The following is a 17628-nucleotide window of genomic DNA, read 5'->3' as shown; positions in this document are numbered from 1 at the left end:
CAAGGGGCCAAAGTTCTGCAAGAAGAACTAGAAACTATGGAAATTCCCGGCCAGAGTGAAAATGGCTTGGTGACAGTGTATCTCAGTGGCAACCAAGAACCCCGGGGGATTGAAATCGATCCTGCTCTCCTCTCCCAAGATGTGGAGATTGTGGCTGGGTCTATTCTAGAAGCCATGAAAGCCGCCTATAATGCCTCCACGGAAACTATGCGCGGCAAAATGGAAGAACTGACCATGGGTTTAAATATCTCCAGTATGTAATCGCTTTTGACCGCAATGGTAAGATGGAAAGTTGGACTAACAAACAAGGAGGTTCAACTTTGCTGACTTTGGGTGTCAATATCGACCATGTGGCCACAATTCGCCAAGCGCGTCGAACCGTGGAACCAGATCCCGTGGCGGCGGCAGTTTTGGCCGAAATCGGCGGCGCTGATGGCATTACCGTTCACTTGCGCGAGGATCGTCGTCATATCCAAGATCGCGATGTGCGGCTCCTCCGGCAAACGGTGCGGACTCATCTAAATCTGGAAATGGCCCCGACGGAGGAAATGATCGCCATTGCTCTCGATCTTAAACCCGATTATGTCACCCTTGTCCCCGAAAAGCGCCAGGAAGTGACCACGGAAGGGGGGATCGATATGCTGGGCAATTTTGACCGTTTTTGTGGGGTTGTAGAGCGCCTACAAGGAGCTAATATCCCCGTTAGTTGGTTTATTGATGCCGATTTTGCCCAAATTCAAGCGGCCGCTAATACGGGGGCGAAATTGATCGAACTCCATACCGGTCAATACGCCGAAGCACAACAGGAGAGCGATCGTCAAGCAGAATTAACAATTCTTAAAGAAGGTTGTGAATACGCTTCCTCTCTCGGTTTGCGGGTGAATGCCGGTCACGGTTTGACCTATTGGAATGTTTATGATGTCGCCTGTTTGCCCAATATGGAAGAATTGAACATTGGTCACACAATTATCAGTCGGGCGGTTTTGGTCGGGTTGGAACGGGCCGTTAGGGAAATGAAATTGGCTATGCGTGGACAATTGTAAAAGCCATCAGCTATCAGCTAATCTCCCGACTCAGGAACAATTACACTGAAAAATTAAAGGAAAGATCATGACAACTTATTATTATTTGGTAGCCAGTCAAAAGTTTTTAGAAGAGGAAGCGATCGAAAAGGAAGTTTTGAAGGAAAGAATCAGGAATTATCAAGAAAAAGGTCAAGAAATTGATTTTTGGTTAATTGCCAATCCAGCTTTTTTAGATACTCCCGCTTTTGCCGATATCAAAAAGAAAACTCCCCAACCGGCAGCGGCGATTGTTTCTCTCAATCAACAGTTTATTACTTGGCTAAAATTGCGTCTAGAATACGTTATTACCGGACAGTTTGAAGCTCCTTCCGATACTATTCCCGAACCGTTAAAATAACCCTTTTTTGTCTGTGGCAAAAAATGCAGACGAGGCAATCATCACCAGCTAACTTTGCCTTGCAGCTTGTTAATTTTTCCCCGACCGATTCCCGATACTCGATCCAAATCTTCTAGGGAAGTAAAGGGGTTTTGTTGCCGGGCTGCGATAATTTTTTCAGCTAATTTGCCACTGATACCGGGTAAACTATCTAATTCTTCTTTTGTGGCGGTGTTTAAATTAATTAAGCGATCGCTTTTAATTGTTACAGATTGGGGGCAGTTTTTTCTATCCTGTTCGATCCGATTTTTAATAGTTTCCGGCAGTCCTAATTTAGCGGTACGGTACAGATATTGAAATTCTCGATCGAAATGAGCGGCAACGGTGGGATTATCGATAATCACTAAAGCTTCATCGTTTTGATGGTTAGCGGCTCTTGACCAATTATGAGAACCAGTAATCACAATTTTATCATCGATTAAACCGAATTTATGGTGTAATTTATCTCCCCGGGCTAGATCGGGAACTCCTAGGGTATTAATTGGGTTTTGCCAAGGCTGATTATCTGGTTCATAACGACATTTATTACTGAGAGCAACTCCTAATAAATCTAATCCTTCGCTATAGTATCGGAAGGCAAAACTAGGATCAATTAAAGCTTTAATTTCTATCCCTTTTTGATGTCGTTGAGCGAGAATATTAGCTAAAGGCTGTTCCGTAAAGACAAACAGGGCTAAATTCACGGATTTTTTAGCTTTATTTAAAGTTTCACCGATCAGACCATTGCTAGTAATTGCCCAGGGATAAGCGGTAGAATCGGGGGAAAATTTTACCGTCAGAATACTATTACCGATAAGGATTGTTTGCGGTTTTCTCTGGGGTTTATCTAAGCCAAATTTATGCTGATCTTCCCTTCCCCACATCAGATTAAATTCTTTTTGAAAAGCTCTAGCTAGTGGGGGATTAGTAATTACTAATAAGTGATTGGCATTCCCAACAGTTTGGGTATTAGAAAAGTCTCCATGAATATCACTTAAGGTGTAGTTAGCTGAACTGATTAAAGTAGTGTAATTATCAATAACCATGAATTTATGGTGCATTAAACCGCTACCTTTTGAGCGATCAGCGCTATCATCAATTAGGGGAATGCCAGCTTTTTTGAGGATAGTAATTGCATCTCTTTGGGCGATTTCCTCTGGAGTTAATTTACCATCTCGATTTATATCAACTAAATCAAAAAGATTTTGATAACGTTCCTGTTCTCGATCGCTTGATTGTTCTTGGTTTTTGGCTAAACTATTAATAGGTTTATTGTAAATGTTTTCGAGGATAACCCTAACTTTAATTCCCTGTTGCTGACGCTCCACTAAAGCTTGAGCGATGGCGGGTAAACGTAACTCTTGCACTGCTAGATCGATCGAAATTTTTGCCGAGTTGATATGATCAATAATAACCTGTTCTAGATTGTCCCCCTGGCGATTAATTTGGCGATAGGGATCGGTATAATTTGAATTCTGGGCTTGATTATGATTAAAATAGACTTGAATGTATTGATCTTGGGGCAAGGGTTGCGGACGATTTGGGATAACATTCAGAGAATGACAACCACCCAAAAGAAAAACTGTCCCTAACAAAAATCCTAACTGTCCCATAGTCCGAATTTTTTTTAATCTCCATTTATCTATTGCCATTTTTGCCCACATAATTATCATTCCCCTAGGATTCAGGAGTGAGGAGGTAATTTTTACCTAAGGAGGTTCTCGGAAATCGGTATGTACTAAATTGATTATAATCAATCATGATTCTAGATTCAAGACTAGGGCCTTGTCCTTGATTGCTTAAATTACTGAGCAAAGATGTGACATCTAGTTAGGGAATTTTGTTATCATGTGGGGAATAATAGCACTGTTCTTCTAGATCTGGGTTTTACCATGACTGAACTTTTACCCCAATGCAGTAATCTGGCTGGTAATGTTAACAGTATAATTGAACTATTGAAATGCGAATCGTCTCTCCGCAATCAACAGGATACCAGCAAGATAGAAATTGCCCTACAAAAAGCCATTTCTCCCAAATTTGAAATCGTTTTCGCCGGTGCTTTTAGTGCCGGGAAATCAATGTTAATCAATGCACTTTTAGAGCGAGAATTGCTCTATAGTGCCGAAGGACACGCAACGGGTACAGAATGTTATATTGAGTACGCAGAAGCTGATGAGGAAAGAGTGGTTTTAACCTTTCTCAGCGAAGCAGAAATTCGTACTTTAGTCGATAGCGTCTGTCAAAATCTGCAATTAACTAATCCCAGTAACATTAATTCCCCGGAATACTGTAGTCAATTAAACCAATACTGTCAAAAAATTATCGAACAGGAAGGGGGAGAAGGCAAATCCGAGCGAGCTAAACAAGCTCAGGGTTTAAAATTATTAATTGAAGGATTTACTCAAAATCGTGAGCGGATCCATACCCTGCATAATGCCACCTATTCCATGGAACAATTTCACTTTTCTAATTTAGCAGAAGCGGCCAGTTTTGCCCGTCGTGGTAGCAATAGCGCCGTCTTAAAACGTCTAGAATATTACTGTCATCATCCTCTCCTTAAAGATGGTAACGTTTTGGTAGATTTGCCCGGTATTGATGCCCCAGTCAAAAAAGATGCCGAATTAGCCTATCGTAAAATAGAGCATCCTGATACTTCAGCAGTGGTTTGTGTTTTAAAGGCTGCTTCTGCGGGAGAATTAGCCACAGAAGAAACAGAATTACTCGAAAAAATTAGCTCTAATGCTGGTATTCGTGATCGAGTTTTTTATGTTTTTAACCGCATTGATGAAACCTGGTACTCAGCCCAACTAAAACAGCGTTTAGAGAACCTGATTCAAACGCAATTTCGTGATACTTCCCGCATTTATAAAACCAGCGGACTTTTAGGGTTTTATGGGTATCAGGTGAAAAATCAAACCAATATTAATCAGCGTTATGGGTTAGATTCTATCTTTGCCGAAAGTGTTAAAAATTTAGGAGGACAAGAAGAAACACCGCAATTTGTCAGCGAGTTTAATAACTATTGTGCCAACTCTGGTAAATTACTGGCAACTCCCTTTAAAGTTTCCATCCACGGTTATGAAACTCCTAATAAAAATTACTTCCGAGTTTTAAGCGAGTGGGGAACTCCTTTATTAGAGCAGTTAATTGCTGATAGCGGTATCGAAGAATTTCGCAGGGCAATTACTCGTTATCTTACCGAAGAAAAACGCCCGCAATTGTTTGCAACTTTAGCTGATGATTTACAATCTCTTTGCATTACTCTCAAAAATCATTATCAAGGGATTTATCGTGATTTAGAAAGTCAACCACGAGAAATTGAGGCGATGAAAGCTCTGGAGTTAAATCACCTCAATCAAGAGTTAAAGGAAGTGGGAGAGAAATTAACTAAACATATCGAGGGTTATGTCAATGCTATCGTGGTTAATAGCGATGACAACTTTGAGGAAGACTTTAAGAAACTGAAAGCGAGAATGGTATCAAGATTGGATGAGTTGTTAAATACTTTTTCTGTTAGAAATGCTTACTCGCAGGCGACTTTAGCTCATCCTCGCAATGCTACAGCACCTTTATTAGCAGTATTAGTGGAAGCTTTTTATTATCTGTCTAACCAGCTAGAAGATGTGTTAATTGAGGAGTCAACCAGTTTAATTACTCGCTTTTGTCAGCGTCTCTTAGATGCGGTAAGGCAAGGTGATTATTATCGGCAAATCTATCGTTTATTGGGTAATGATGGTGGCATAGAAAATCAGCTAAAACAGGTGGAATTGCAGTTAATTAATGCCTTGATTTCCGAAGCAAAAACTGAGTGCGATCGCTATGTAAGAGAAAATCACAATTTTTACAACGAAGGCACTTTTTCGATCTTTCAATTTCGGCAAACTGTCCAACAAACTGCCCAGGGTTATGACTGTGAAAGTATTCTTGATGCCGAACCTGCTATCCGTCAATTACTTAAGTTAGATTTTGAGCCAAAAGTATCAGCAACAATTCAGAAAAACTTCCGCCAAACCGTTAATAATACTCTCAAAAATCAATTGATACCAATGGCGAAAAAACAAGCGGATACTATTCTAAAACAGTTCAATCAAGCTCGTTCTTATCTAGAACAAACCTTAGAACAGGAAGCGGCGGAAAAAATTGCTAATAATGCCCACAAACAGCAAGAAATTCACCAAAAAATTGAGGATTATAACCAAGCGATTAACTCTCTCAATACTTGTTTAACTGCTATGGGTTTACAGAAAAATCATTTACCTGTAATTGGTGAACAAGAATTAGAGATTGTCCCTGAAGTTGTTAATGACTCCAGCAATTAATATGGGGAGTGGGAAGGTGGCAAGTGAGGGGGAACAATCCAAAAAATTAATTAAAATTAAAACTGATCGGGGGATAAGCGATCGAAGTCTTGTTATTCTTAAACTGGTAGGTTTCGAGATGTTTTTAGGCTCGCAGCTGAACCTGATCAACCGATAACCGATAGAGGGGTGCAGAATGGGAGAATGGTTAGATTTTACCGATGAGGTGGTCACTGTTAATAGCAAAGGTGAGGAAATTAAACGGGAAAAAGTCACTAATCGAGGTTATCAATATTTTTTAAGCAAAAAAACCTTTTTAGAGATGATTTCTATCCCTAGCGGTCAATACCTCATCGGTGCGCCCAAAAGCGAGTTAGGCTGGAAATCGAGTCAAAGTCCCCAATCTCCGGTTAATATTCAGGCTTTTTGTCTGAGTCGCTACCCAATTACCCAACGACAATGGCGCGAGGTGGCAAAATTAGAACCAGTAAATATTGAACTTAATCCCTATCCGGCCCATTTTGAAGGTTACGATCGCCCAGTAGAACAAATTAACTGGTGGGAAGCGGTGGAATTTTGCGATCGCCTATCCCGTCTCACGGGACTGAATTATCGTTTACCCGCAGAAAAAGAATGGGAATACGCTTGTCGGGGAGGAACATCAACCCCTTTTCACTTCGGCCCGACAATTTCCACCGATTTAGCCAACTATTCCGGGGTGGACTGGGATTATGGCGGGAAAGTATGCAGTTATGGTCGTTATGGGGAAGGTAGCCTGGGATGCGATCGCAGGGAAACCACACCGGTGGGAATGTTTGCCGTCGCTAACCCTTTCGGACTCTACGACCTGCACGGAAATGTCAGGGAATGGTGTGCAGATTACTGGCGCGATAACTACGAAGCAGCCACCATAGAAGATAGGGACAGACGAGTTTTACGCGGGGGTTCCTGGAATGACGGCCCTAACAAATGTCGCTCGGCCTACCGAGTCAAATTTATGGCTACTGCTGGACTCTATGATATTGGTTTTCGTGTGGTTAGCGATAATTCCCCTTTATAGAACCGATCAATCTTTGTGTCCTTTGTGTCTTTGTGGTTAGTTCCAGTCGCTCGCTGGCAGGAATGTGTCTTAGAGTACATTTTACCCACCAAACCCAAGAGAGCCGATAGTGTTTCTTGGGGACTTCTGGAGTTTTCGAGGATGAAACGGGAATTAGAAAATTTATTGGGACGGAAAGTTGATTTGCTAACGAAAAAATCGATCGAGCAGAGTCATAATTGGATTCGTCAACGAGAGATTTTAGGGACAGCGCAAGGGATTTATCTGGCGGGATAAGGCTTTTTTACTCGATATTGTCCGAGCAGGTCAATTAGCTCAACAATTTGCCGAGCAACTGGCAAAATTGGCAGGTGTTGGTCAGACAATTTTTAAAAATGTACCGCTCCTCGATCGAGAGTTAGAATTGATTTTAGAGACAATAAAGGTGATTTAACCAAATGATTGCTAACTTTGACTATAACTATCTTTCCCCGGAAGATTATTTAGCAACGGAGAGAATAGCCAAGGATAAACACGAATACATTCGCGGTCAAACCTACGCCATGGCTGGTGCGAGTAAAGCCCACGGTATGATTATTATCAACTTAGCCACACTTTTAAAAAACCGGCTGCGGGGTAGTGGTTGTCTTGTCTATGCCACAGATATGAAAGTTCGTCTAGAAATAGCTAATAGTTATTTTTATCCCGATCTTGTAGTCACTTGCGACTCGCGAGATAATCAGTCTTTCTCAGAAGATTTTATCCGTTATCCGCGCTTGATTGTAGAAGTATTATCCCCCACTACTGCTGCCTTTGCTCGCAACGCGCTCGCGCAGCGAGATCGGGGCGATAAATTTGCAGACTATCGTTCCCTTGAAACTTTAGAAGAATACGTTCTTATCAGTCAAGAACGCATCAGTGTGGATTGTTTTCGTCGCAATGATGAAGGATTCTGGGTTCTTTATCCCTACAGCAAAGGAGCAGATATTTATCTAGCTAGTATCGATTTTCACTGTGCGATCAAATCTTTATATGAAGATATAACAGAAATCTGTTAAAAAATCAGATCAGTTTTTTTCTGTTTACTATTTACTTTTTACCTAATTAATGCTTGTCATCCTCTCCGCTATTATTCCAGTGGGTTTTATCATCCTCATCGGTGTGATAGCAGGAAAAATTCTCACTGTGGAAGTGCATTCCCTTTCCCAAATCACGGTGTATATTCTTGCCCCCGCTTTGGTGATTGATGGACTCTATCGCACCACTTTATCCGGCAGCAATATCGGTTTAATTATCCTAGGCTTTGCTCTTATCTCACTGGTAATGGCGATTGTCGTCGAAATTATCGCCTATTGTCTCAGTCTCGATGGTGATACCCGCAAAAGCCTCATGGCTGCCGCCGTGATGCCCAATAACGGTAATATGGGTTTACCAGTGGCTAGTTTTGCCCTGGGTGCGGCCGGACTGGAAAGAGCGATAATCTATATGATTGGCTCTAGTATTCTTTTATTTGGTATTAGTCCCGCTTATTTGCAAGGAAAAAGCTTTCTTTCAGGATTTCGCTTAGTTTTTCAATTGCCCTTAATCTGGTCAATTTTTATCGGCATTGGCTTTCAAACTTTCCCTTTTCATCTTCCCCTGCAATTAGATAAAAGCGTTAGCTATCTGGGACAAGCGGCAATTCCCTTGGCTTTAATTATCCTAGGTATCCAATTATCTCAGCAAAAATTAGCGATCGGTAAATTAGAGTTATTAGGGACCTGTTTGCGTCTTTTAGTCGCTCCTCTTTTGGCATTTGCGATCGGCAGTAGTTTAGGATTAACCGGTATGGATCTAAAAATTCTCATCCTACAAAGTGCCATGCCCACCGCCGTTAATACCGTCATTTTAGTCACAGAATTCGGTGGTTCGGCTACTTTAATGGCCCGCACAGTTGTGGTCACTACCCTTGCTAGTTTTCTGACTATTCCTTTCTTTCTTTGGTTATTAAAAGTCTATTTATAGCAGTTATCTTAATGGTGAGGTGCGAAGTTTTCGTTTTGGGGAGCCAGTATTCAGTTATCAGTATTCAGGGGGTGCATCTCATTTTGGTAAATCTACTAATTTGGGATTTTTAAGGGGAAACTTTCTCCTAAAATTGGGCATTACTTTCGGTTTTATCACTCAATCCAAGCTTTTGGGGGGTTCTACCCCCCAAACCCCCCGCGCATTAGGTTAACTGTGAGATGCTTACACGCGATTGTTCATATTTTTGTACTAATTTAAGAGTCACTGATAATTGCTGATTGTTGGTATTTCTGCAAGTGTGGGATGCACCCTTATTCAGGAGATTATTTTATTTATTCTCCCCTCTCCCCAATTCCCCAATTCCCCACTTCCCCAATTCCCCAATTCCCCAATTCCCACACCCCACACCCCACACCCTACACCCCACTTCCCAATTCATAATTCATAATTCATAATTCATAATTCATAATTTAACCTTTGACTCACCCCGGCAATAGCAGCCAAGAGAAGCCAAACAATAGTATTAATCTTGACATCGGAGAGGGTGACATCGACGAGATTAAATAAAACGCAAGCACCAAAAGCTACCAGATAGGTAAAGATAATTAACTCACCCCCGGCTTTTTGTTGCCGTAAAAAGATAAATAAACGCACCCCTTGGGCATAAATCCAACCCACCCAAACAGACAATAAAATTAAGCCGATAATTCCCGTTTCTGCCATTAACATCAAATATAAATTATGGGGATGACCTAACCATAATCCCTGACTTTTTTCGTAGAGAGGTGTAAAACTGCGTAATCCCCAACCGAATAGGGGTCTTTCTTGGGTCATTTCTAGAGTAAAACGCCATTGAGTTGATCTGAGAGTAGCTAGAGGGCGATTGGGGAACATTTCATCGGATAATCGCGCCCAAATCGCCCTAGGAACCAAGAAACGCAGACTATCCCTGAAAGGATTTGGTCCCCAAGAAGCAAGAGAAATCACCCCTCCCAAGAGGACAAAACCGGCGACTAAGGCATTCCAACCCAGATAAAGGGCGAAAATTAGGCAACCTAAAAAGGCTAAGGCCCAAGCATTGCGAGAATTGCTTAAAAATAGCCCTACACTGTCGATCAATATGGTTAAAGTTAAAAACCCGATTTTGAGATTTAAATTCCAATTTCTTTGTCTGTGCCACTGCCGCCAAGTTAGAATTAATAAACCGAGGGCTAAAATCAGAGTTATCAGTAAATAAGCCCCCAAAAGATTAGCATACATAAAAACCGAAGACATTCGCCCCAAAGGTTCACCCCCCGCCCCGTAGGGCCAGGTAAAAATCCCTTTTAATGCTTCCGGTTTTTGCCAACCGAGAAAAATCTGTCCCCATCCCATCACCACTACCCAAACCGACGGAATAACCATCGCCCAAGCTAGTTGACGCAATTGAGAGGGTTTTTTAATTAATTGCCGAATATTGCTAAAAAAGAAGAAAAAAGGCAGGAAATTTCCTAAACCAATCCAAGCATCCCCCGGAGTTGGGGACAGACTGGCACTAATCATCAACCAAAGAGTGACGATACCGAGACCTTGATTGAGACGTGACTGGATAATTGCCCGAAAATTGCCAGTAAAAACCCTAATTAACACGATAATAATGCCGATACCCGCTAACTCCGGCAGCATCATGGCAATAAAAACTGAAAAAAGTATTAAATTCCACTCCCACCCTTGACAAAAAATCTTTTTCATGTTATGCAGGTTGCCAACAATCGTCACGAGTCAGACGAATTTGGGCAAGGGCAAAAATAGTCGGGATAATCCGGCCGTAGTCAGTGGCGATCGCCTTCCAACCGAGATCAGCAATAAACCAACCCCATAAAGCCGGTCCTACCAAACTTAACACGGTTCTGACCGCTCCGTAGCGGGCCGCCGCCCTAGTCATGCCCTGTTTAGCGGTTTGCAGGGCGATTTGATTGGCAATTGCCCCACCCTGGACTAGGGCAGTTTTTGCCCCTTGATAGCGGGCAAAATGGAGAGCGAACTGCCCGGCGATATGTTTGAGCAGAATCGGTTTCAGGATAGAATTAACGGCGATGACGCTACTGCCTTTGAGGACTATATCGAGGGGATTGTGTTGTAGGTGAACCGGTAAGGGTTGGGGAGTGCGGCAATCCGCGAGCGCCTTTTGAATTTGAATCGAGAGGGATTTTTGTTCCGATGGGGGGAGACGTTTCCAAGCTTTGTTAACCAGATGAAGATAGATTTCCGCTTCAATTTCCGTTGTCGGCATTTTTTGGGAGTAGGGAACCTTGAGGAAATGACAGACACGGACGAGAATTTGACGATAACTAACTTTTTCGGTTTGACCTTTTAATACTGTCACACCGTCGGCCGCCAAATAACGAAAACGATCCTCGACGCTATCTAACCAACTTTCCCAATCTTGACTTTGAACGGCGATTGCGTCCGGCGCTCGTAGATAATCGAGAGGGTTAAAACGACGGCAAAAGAGGATGTTAGTGATTTGCTGTAGTTCCTCCTCGGTGGCTAACTCCAAAGCTGTGCGTAGTTCGTCCAATGTGGTTTGTCCTCCTCAGCCCCAATAATCAAATCAGTTTCGCTAGTGCTGATTACTACTAATATTAACTCAAGGGTTTACAGGATTAGGAAGGCTAGTGACAAATTTTTCGATTAAGGTTGGGATCATTGGTGCGGGTTTAGCCGGGTTAACCTGCGCTCGTCAGTTGTGCGATCGAGGTTATACTGTTAAGCTATTTGATAAGTCTAGAGGTATTGGTGGTCGTTTAGCCACGCGACGGGTTAATCGAGCCAATCAAGAGATGGCTGTGGATCATGGCTTGCCTTTTTTGACTATTCAGGGCGAAAAAACGGCGGCTTTAATTGATAATCTCCTGAGAGAGAATCTAGTTACTTCTTGGTTTGATTCTAGCTATGTTGCTCCTTCTGGCATCAATAGCGTGGCGAAATTTTTAGCTCAAGGTTTAGAAATTGAACGAGATTTTCTGGTTACTCGTCTGGAAAATCATCAAGAAAAATGGTTTTTAAACAATAACGGTCAAATTCGAGGGGAGTTTTCGGTGATTGTCCTGGCTATTCCCGCCCCGCAAGCAGCGTTATTGTTAGAAAACTCTCAGATAACTACTATGCCAGAATTGCGATCAATCGTTTACGATCCCTGTTTAACGGTAATGGCGGGTTATGGCGATTCTTTACCGGCAGTTGCTCCCTCCACCGATATCGCTTGGTTAGGACTTGATAGCAGTAAACGGCAATCATCCCCTGATTATGTCTTTGTTGTGCATAGTAGTGCCGATTTTGCGGTTAAATATCTCGATAGCGAGGATTTAGAAGCAGTTAAGCTAGATTTGCTCTCTCGTGCTTCTTTGCCTCTCCCGGATTGGTCACAGATTCACCGTTGGCGTTATGCTTTAGTCCGTCAGGGTTTAGCTGTACCCTGTTTAAGTGTTAATAGTCCTTTACCTCTAGTTGCCTGTGGTGATTGGTGTCAAGGAGGAGATTTATCGAGAAATTCTTCCCTAGAAACGGCCTTAACTTCTGGGATAGCGGCGGCTAATCAAGTTGAGCAGCTACTCTCTTAAGAATCTAGAGACAGGTTTAAATTCTTAGGTTAAGCTTGGGTTAACAAAAGGTTAAATATATAATAATGTAGATATCCTATACTGGGGGGTTGGTCACAATGGAAAAATTCAATTCTAAAGATAACTTTCTCTACCCTAAAACCAGCTACAGGGGTTTATTCACGCCACAAAATCTGGTTTTTAACGCTAACTTGCAGGAATTCGCCCTGAGAGTCTCTTTTATCGCCGGTTTACACAGTGGAGGAAAACTTACCTCTACGGAAGCTTACGAGAAAATTAACCAGCTATGGCAAGAGTTAAATACCAGTCGAAAATTCCTACTAGCTAATCATTTTGAGGATCACGGAGATTGAGAGATAGGGGTTTTTTAGTGACCAGTAATCAGTATCTAAACTGCCACAGTAACAAAAGTGGGTTAAGTAGTTATTAGTTATCTCAGAGCTTTCTCGCCATAGTTGGCAGTATTCTGAGAGACTGGGACTGGGTAAGTGGCGACTAATTCCGGTTTAGTCGTCAGAATCGAATATTCACAAGACTGGGGATTGTCCATCCGCTCCTGAGCATTTCGGCACATGACTTAAGGTGATTTTGAGAGCATCAACCACTGGACCATAGGTCACTTTCAACTTCGAGATAAAAATGTTACCAAAAGACAACAAGAGGTAATTCTGCCGCTACAATATGATAGCGAGTTGTCAAGAGAACAGTAAAAGAACTGCCAATTGCATCTAGATGCCCCAATATACTACTAAACAAGCAACGGAAAACCCTGTTGTGTCCGACCAGTCCGCCAATAATCCCTTTTCACTATTTGGTCAATTTTGGGAAAGCCTAAAAATTGTGGCTCAACCCTATTGGTATCCAACGGAGTTAAATGGACGTGCCTTTGGAGATGTACTCATTTCTTGGGGGATGTCAGCTTTGGTTTTTTTAAGTATCTTGGCAACGGTGGGGGTAGAAGCTTTTAGTAGTTACTGGAATCGTTATGTACTCGATATTATTATTGAAGATAGAGACCTTTCTAAATATCTAAATACGTTGTGGTTATCCAGTTTTTTGATTATCGTGGCAACGGGTTTATTTGCTTTTTCTCAATTTATTCGTCGCAAAGTAGCCTTAGATTGGTATCAATGGTTAACGAAACAAACCGTTAAAAAGTATCTCAATGATCGCGCTTATTATAATATTGATTTTACCTCGGACTTAAAAAATCCCGATCAAAGATTATCTCAAGAAATTGAACCAATTACGACCATGACCCTAAGGTTGTTAATTACCTTCGTGGAAAAAGGTTTACAAATGATTACTTTTGCGATTATTCTTTGGACAATTTCTCGGCAAATTGCGGTTTATCTGATCATTTATACGATCACAGGAAATTTAATAGCAATTTATCTAACTCAAGAATTAAACAAAATTAATCAATCTGAACTTAATGATAAGGCCGATTATAGTTATGCTTTAACCCATGTGCGTAACCACGCCGAATCAATTGCTTTTTTTCAGGGAGAAGAGCAGGAAGAAAAAATCATTGAAGGCCGTTTTCAACGGCTTACTCAAAGCTCCGAAAAACTGATAAATTGGGAACGGTTTAGTAATCTTTTTAATCGAGGTTATCAGTCAGCGATTAGTGTATTTTCAATGTTTATTTTGACCCCTATGTTTATTGAAAACGAAATCGATTATGGAGAAATTAGTCAAGCTAGTTTATGTTGTTTTCTTTTTTCTAATGCCTTGGGACAATTAATTACTGAATGGGGAACATCGGGTAAAGTTTCAAGTTATATTGAACGGTTAGCTACTTTGACAGATGCCTTAAAAGTTGCCAGTGAAGAGCCGAACAACTTAAGTCGTATTATCACCCTGGAAGATAATCGTATAGCTTTTGAGAATCTTACCCTACAAACTCCCGATTATGAAAAGGTAATTGTGGAAAATTTATCGGTTTCTGTCCCTTTGGGAGAAAGCCTACTCATTATTGGCCCCAGTGGTCGAGGAAAAAGTTCCTTGTTACGAGCAATAGCCGGTTTATGGAAGGCAGGTAGTGGCCGTTTAGTACGTCCTCCTTTAGCTAAAATGTTATTTTTACCCCAACGTCCTTATATTATCCTTGGCACTTTACGCCAGCAATTACTTTATCCTAATACCAATGAGCAGGTGAGCGATGAAGAATTAGAAGACAGCTTAAAAAAAGTCAACCTGCAACATTTATTAACTGACAAAAATAGCTTAGATAAACAAGTCAACTGGGAACAGATTTTATCCCTCGGAGAACAGCAAAGATTAGCTTTTGCTCGACTATTAATCACTAAACCTACCTTTACTATCTTAGATGAAGCAACCAGCGCTTTAGATTTGGCCAATGAAGCCAGCTTATATCAGCAATTACAGGCAAGTAAAACCACCTTTATTAGTGTCGGTCATCGGGAAAGTTTATTTAATTATCATCGATGGGTCTTAGAGTTAACAGAAAATTCCCATTGGCAGCTGTCAACTGTAGAAGATTATCAGCGCAAAAAAGTGAATAACATGGTCATGACATCAAAAAAATCAGAAAATTTCTCGGCGGTAAAAATAGAGCCTTTGTCTGAGGTTAAAACTGAGCATGATGCGGAAATTGCAGGAGTTTCTGAAATAGCCGAAGGTTTGTCCCATCAACAAATGCAGTCCCTAACTGATTATTCTTTAAGTAACGTCCGGAGTCGTGCCAGTTTAGGTAAAATTATTACTGCCAAAGATGGTTTTAATTATCGTTACGATAAAGACCCAAAAACTTTAAAATGGGTGAGAATATAGCTAATGGGGTGACAAACAGATTGAAATTGAGACAGAGTATTCAGACTTCCCCCTCTCAGGAGAACTAGAGAATGAGGTTTTTGCTGGGTAAGTTGATTAACAAGCTACTAACTGATAACTGGTATAGGAATTTTATCAAATGAAAGCACTGGAAAAACTGGTGACGGAACGATTATATTTAGTCCCCTTCAAGCTTGAACTTCTCGATGCCGCAATTATAAGTATCGATAAATTAGCAACAATTTTGGGGGTAAAAGTTGCAGCTGACTGGGCCGAACAAGAGTTGATTCAAGCTTTCCCTGATATTGCCAATATTTTGCTGCAATTCCCCTTACAAAATGAGTGGGGGTGGGGGAGTTTAATTATTCATCAAACAGAAAATACCCTTATTGGTCATGTGATGATCAAAATTATTCCTGATGCCACAGGTTTACCCACAGATGCTGTAGAAATTGGCTATCAAGTAGCGCCGTTATATCGACGACAAGGCTACGCATCTGAGGCGACAAAAGCAATGATGGACTGGACACTTTCTCAACCTGGTATGCAAACAGTGACCGCCGGCTGCGCTCCCGATAATATAGCTTCAAAGCGAGTTTTAGAAAAAATCGGCATGAATCTGATAGAAGCGAGAGAGAAAGTCTTGGTCTGGAAATTAAGTAGGGTTTGCTGAAAAAGTTTGTTGGTGGGGTTAACGGATGGCCGTATTACTTCCCACTTGATCACTCAATCCAAGCTTTTGGGGGGTTCTACCCCCCAAACCCCCCGTTGGGGGCGTGGCGCCGCCCCCAAACCCCCCGCGCATTAGTTTTTCGGTGAGATGCTTACACGCAGCTGCTAATACATTGGTAATAATTTCAGAGTCACTCCACTTGCAAGAGTGCCTCTCCTGATATGTAGCTTATACTCAACGGATTTAGTATGAATAATTAGGGTTTGCTGAATAAATCTAAAAACCTTGTTGGATAATATCTTTAGGCTTTTTTGAAATCAAAAAGTGGCAGCCCTTGGCGTGATCGGGGGGGAAATTTAGGCTCTTTTTCCCTGAAAATTAGGTAGTTGGCCGCCTCAAAACCAGTAAAACCCCACACCCCACCTGCCCCCCCGATGTCGGGGGGGTTGGGGGGCCACACCCTGCCCCCACGAAAAAGTTTTTCAGCAAACCCTAATTGTAGTTGTGCCACCTGCACGCAATCCCTTAACTCCTCACTCAATTGATAATTTTCCGCCCCAACGATCCTGGGGGATAAAAGTCCGCTCTAGATTAATTTTTGCCACGGGTTCTGTGAGGGTAAATTCTCCCGATTCGATCAGTGCTTTTAATTCTAAAGCGGCTTCCCGGGACAGGGAAATACTGGCCAAAGGAGCCACCCTAACACTTTTTCCCTCGATCATAATCCGACCGCTTTTTAGTTTAGCGTAGGTGATTAAACCAAAGGTAGGACGGACTCGCCGGGGAATGGAAAAATCCACCACTGGAGCGACAATTTCCTCATCTTTTACCGCACAATGTCGAACAATTTCCTCGTTTAAAATTGGAATCGGTACTGCTACCCCTAACATTAAAGAAGCCCCATAATTTTTGAAATAACAACCCCGCACCCAACGAGCATTCATTTGTTTAGCATCCCCAATTAAGGCTAAGGTAGAAGCCGGTCCAATAGGAGTGCGATTTTGTAGGCGTTTTTGCAGGGGAAAATGTTGGGTTCCTTCCCAGGCAATATAACCGATTCCTCCTCCCAAAAAAATGCGCGTACCGATGCCGATAGCCTCTAAATCGGGGTCATTTAACAGGGGAGAAATTGCCCCGGGGTTAGAATAAACCGCATTACCTAATCGCGGCTGTAGTGGTCCCAAATAAGTATATAAAGTCCGCTCTCCCCCATTGACTCCGACGATAAAATTCTGGTAGAGATTGCGAGGATTAAAAAGATAAAATTGATTGATAGTCTCCTTAGAAATAATCGTTTCAAAAGAAGCGCGAGGATAACAATCGGTGGCCTGGCCCACAGCGCGCAATGGCAGCGATTTTCCAGCGATTAAATCCTCAATAATATGTCCGCCACCCCTTTCGGGATTTTCTCCCTCTAAATTCTCATTTTTGGCCGCTATATCACTAATAGCACTGGCCCCTAAGTATAAATCCACCGCCCCAAAACCAGCATAAGCAGGAATCCCATCTAACCAACATTGACGAATTTTTATCGGCGGATCTGTCTGACCTAAATTAATAATTGCCCCCGAAGATTCCATCGGTTCAAAGGTTCCCGTACAAACCACATCTACTTGGGAAAAAACCTCCTTAATTCCCATCTCGTTAACGCGGCTTTTTAATTCCTCTACTGTCCAGACTACAGCCGTTTTTTTAGCAATTTTGTCGTTGATTTCAGCGATTGTTCTCATGATAAGTAGCTGGTTATAATTAAATTGAAGATGGATCCCCCCT

General features: G+C 41.9%; 16 protein-coding genes. 12 read left to right on the top strand and 4 right to left on the bottom strand.

Annotated features, from left to right (window positions below; genetic code table 11):
- The 3 genes from ACE1AQ_RS09055 to ACE1AQ_RS09045 form a co-directional block, all read left to right on the top strand.
- On the top strand, positions 1-261 hold a 261-nt coding region (locus tag ACE1AQ_RS09055; protein WP_374808269.1), incomplete at its 5' end, for a YbaB/EbfC family nucleoid-associated protein.
- Positions 262-320: 59 nt separating this feature from the next.
- Positions 321-1043, top strand: coding sequence for a pyridoxine 5'-phosphate synthase (locus tag ACE1AQ_RS09050; protein WP_172456615.1), 723 nt, complete (start codon positions 321-323; stop codon positions 1041-1043).
- Positions 1044-1110: 67 nt separating this feature from the next.
- Positions 1111-1422 (top strand): MgPME-cyclase complex family protein, encoded by a 312-nt coding sequence (locus ACE1AQ_RS09045; RefSeq protein WP_002783106.1) that lies wholly within the window; start codon positions 1111-1113, stop codon positions 1420-1422.
- A gap of 41 nt (positions 1423-1463) precedes the next feature.
- Here ACE1AQ_RS09045 and ACE1AQ_RS09040 read toward each other — a convergent pair whose 3' ends face one another.
- Positions 1464-3104, bottom strand: coding sequence for a phospholipase D-like domain-containing protein (locus ACE1AQ_RS09040; RefSeq protein WP_008201920.1), 1641 nt, complete (start codon positions 3102-3104; stop codon positions 1464-1466).
- 228 nt (positions 3105-3332) lie between these two features.
- On the opposite strand from ACE1AQ_RS09040, the gene ACE1AQ_RS09035 reads away from it, so the two are divergent.
- From ACE1AQ_RS09035 to ACE1AQ_RS09015, 5 genes are all read left to right on the top strand, one after another.
- Positions 3333-5759: a dynamin-like GTPase family protein gene (locus tag ACE1AQ_RS09035; RefSeq protein WP_008201923.1), complete on the top strand. Its 2427-nt coding sequence runs from the start codon at positions 3333-3335 to the stop codon at positions 5757-5759.
- 175 nt (positions 5760-5934) lie between these two features.
- Entirely contained in the window at positions 5935-6798 is an 864-nt protein-coding gene (locus ACE1AQ_RS09030) for a formylglycine-generating enzyme family protein (RefSeq protein ID WP_008201924.1), read from the top strand.
- 15 nt (positions 6799-6813) lie between these two features.
- Complete coding sequence (locus tag ACE1AQ_RS09025) at positions 6814-7074, top strand: hypothetical protein (protein WP_369751907.1); 261 nt, start codon at positions 6814-6816, stop codon at positions 7072-7074.
- A 161-nt stretch (positions 7075-7235) separates the two neighbouring features.
- Positions 7236-7835, top strand: a complete 600-nt coding sequence (locus ACE1AQ_RS09020; RefSeq protein ID WP_374808267.1) for a Uma2 family endonuclease — start codon at positions 7236-7238, stop codon at positions 7833-7835.
- 49 nt (positions 7836-7884) lie between these two features.
- The gene (locus tag ACE1AQ_RS09015) at positions 7885-8781 is read left to right on the top strand and encodes an AEC family transporter (protein ID WP_374808265.1); all 897 of its coding nucleotides are present in this window, start codon (positions 7885-7887) and stop codon (positions 8779-8781) included.
- Positions 8782-9240: 459 nt separating this feature from the next.
- On the opposite strand, the gene ACE1AQ_RS09010 is transcribed toward ACE1AQ_RS09015, so the two are convergent.
- Both ACE1AQ_RS09010 and ACE1AQ_RS09005 read right to left on the bottom strand, forming a co-directional pair.
- Positions 9241-10515 (bottom strand): O-antigen ligase, encoded by a 1275-nt coding sequence (locus tag ACE1AQ_RS09010; RefSeq protein ID WP_149977314.1) that lies wholly within the window; start codon positions 10513-10515, stop codon positions 9241-9243.
- 1 nt (position 10516) lies between these two features.
- On the bottom strand, positions 10517-11344 hold the full coding sequence (locus ACE1AQ_RS09005; protein WP_008201934.1) for a YaaW family protein: 828 nt from the start codon (positions 11342-11344) through the stop codon (positions 10517-10519).
- Between the two features lie 97 nt (positions 11345-11441).
- Between ACE1AQ_RS09005 and ACE1AQ_RS09000 the strand changes: the two genes are divergently transcribed.
- The 4 genes from ACE1AQ_RS09000 (at position 11442) to ACE1AQ_RS08985 (ending at position 15855) form a co-directional block, all read left to right on the top strand.
- The gene (locus tag ACE1AQ_RS09000; RefSeq protein ID WP_149977313.1) at positions 11442-12386 is read left to right on the top strand and encodes an NAD(P)/FAD-dependent oxidoreductase; all 945 of its coding nucleotides are present in this window, start codon (positions 11442-11444) and stop codon (positions 12384-12386) included.
- Positions 12387-12484: 98 nt separating this feature from the next.
- A complete protein-coding gene (locus ACE1AQ_RS08995; protein WP_002783089.1) occupies positions 12485-12739 on the top strand; it encodes a hypothetical protein in 255 nt (84 codons plus the stop codon).
- 379 nt (positions 12740-13118) lie between these two features.
- Positions 13119-15182 (top strand): ABC transporter ATP-binding protein/permease, encoded by a 2064-nt coding sequence (locus ACE1AQ_RS08990; RefSeq protein WP_106908056.1) that lies wholly within the window; start codon positions 13119-13121, stop codon positions 15180-15182.
- 139 nt (positions 15183-15321) lie between these two features.
- Positions 15322-15855, top strand: coding sequence for a GNAT family N-acetyltransferase (locus ACE1AQ_RS08985; RefSeq protein WP_008201943.1), 534 nt, complete (start codon positions 15322-15324; stop codon positions 15853-15855).
- A gap of 533 nt (positions 15856-16388) precedes the next feature.
- Here ACE1AQ_RS08985 and ACE1AQ_RS08980 read toward each other — a convergent pair.
- Positions 16389-17585, bottom strand: a complete 1197-nt coding sequence (locus tag ACE1AQ_RS08980; RefSeq protein ID WP_106909238.1) for a homocysteine biosynthesis protein — start codon at positions 17583-17585, stop codon at positions 16389-16391.
- Positions 17586-17628: the final 43 nt, after the last annotated feature.

It is taken from the genome of Microcystis sp. BLCC-F209 (assembly GCF_041928595.1).
Taxonomy (GTDB): Bacteria; Cyanobacteriota; Cyanobacteriia; order Cyanobacteriales; family Microcystaceae; genus Microcystis.
The sequence above is the reverse complement of the archived record's forward strand: the minus strand, read 5'-3'. Positions and strand labels throughout refer to the sequence as shown.

Bases quoted from the DNA above. Each gene is read 5' to 3' on its own strand.
- ACE1AQ_RS09035 (WP_008201923.1), top strand. From the start codon at position 3,333: ATGACTGAACTTTTACCCCAATGCAGTAATCTGGCTGGTAATGTTAAC.
- ACE1AQ_RS09045 (WP_002783106.1), top strand. From the start codon at position 1,111: ATGACAACTTATTATTATTTGGTAGCCAGTCAAAAGTTTTTAGAAGAG.
- ACE1AQ_RS09020 (WP_374808267.1), top strand. From the start codon at position 7,236: ATGATTGCTAACTTTGACTATAACTATCTTTCCCCGGAAGATTATTTA.
- ACE1AQ_RS08980 (WP_106909238.1), bottom strand. From the start codon at position 17,585: ATGAGAACAATCGCTGAAATCAACGACAAAATTGCTAAAAAAACGGCT.
- ACE1AQ_RS09010 (WP_149977314.1), bottom strand. From the start codon at position 10,515: ATGAAAAAGATTTTTTGTCAAGGGTGGGAGTGGAATTTAATACTTTTT.
- ACE1AQ_RS08990 (WP_106908056.1), top strand. From the start codon at position 13,119: ATGCCCCAATATACTACTAAACAAGCAACGGAAAACCCTGTTGTGTCC.
- ACE1AQ_RS09030 (WP_008201924.1), top strand. From the start codon at position 5,935: ATGGGAGAATGGTTAGATTTTACCGATGAGGTGGTCACTGTTAATAGC.
- ACE1AQ_RS08995 (WP_002783089.1), top strand. From the start codon at position 12,485: ATGGAAAAATTCAATTCTAAAGATAACTTTCTCTACCCTAAAACCAGC.
- ACE1AQ_RS09015 (WP_374808265.1), top strand. From the start codon at position 7,885: ATGCTTGTCATCCTCTCCGCTATTATTCCAGTGGGTTTTATCATCCTC.
- ACE1AQ_RS08985 (WP_008201943.1), top strand. From the start codon at position 15,322: ATGAAAGCACTGGAAAAACTGGTGACGGAACGATTATATTTAGTCCCC.
- ACE1AQ_RS09040 (WP_008201920.1), bottom strand. From the start codon at position 3,104: ATGTGGGCAAAAATGGCAATAGATAAATGGAGATTAAAAAAAATTCGG.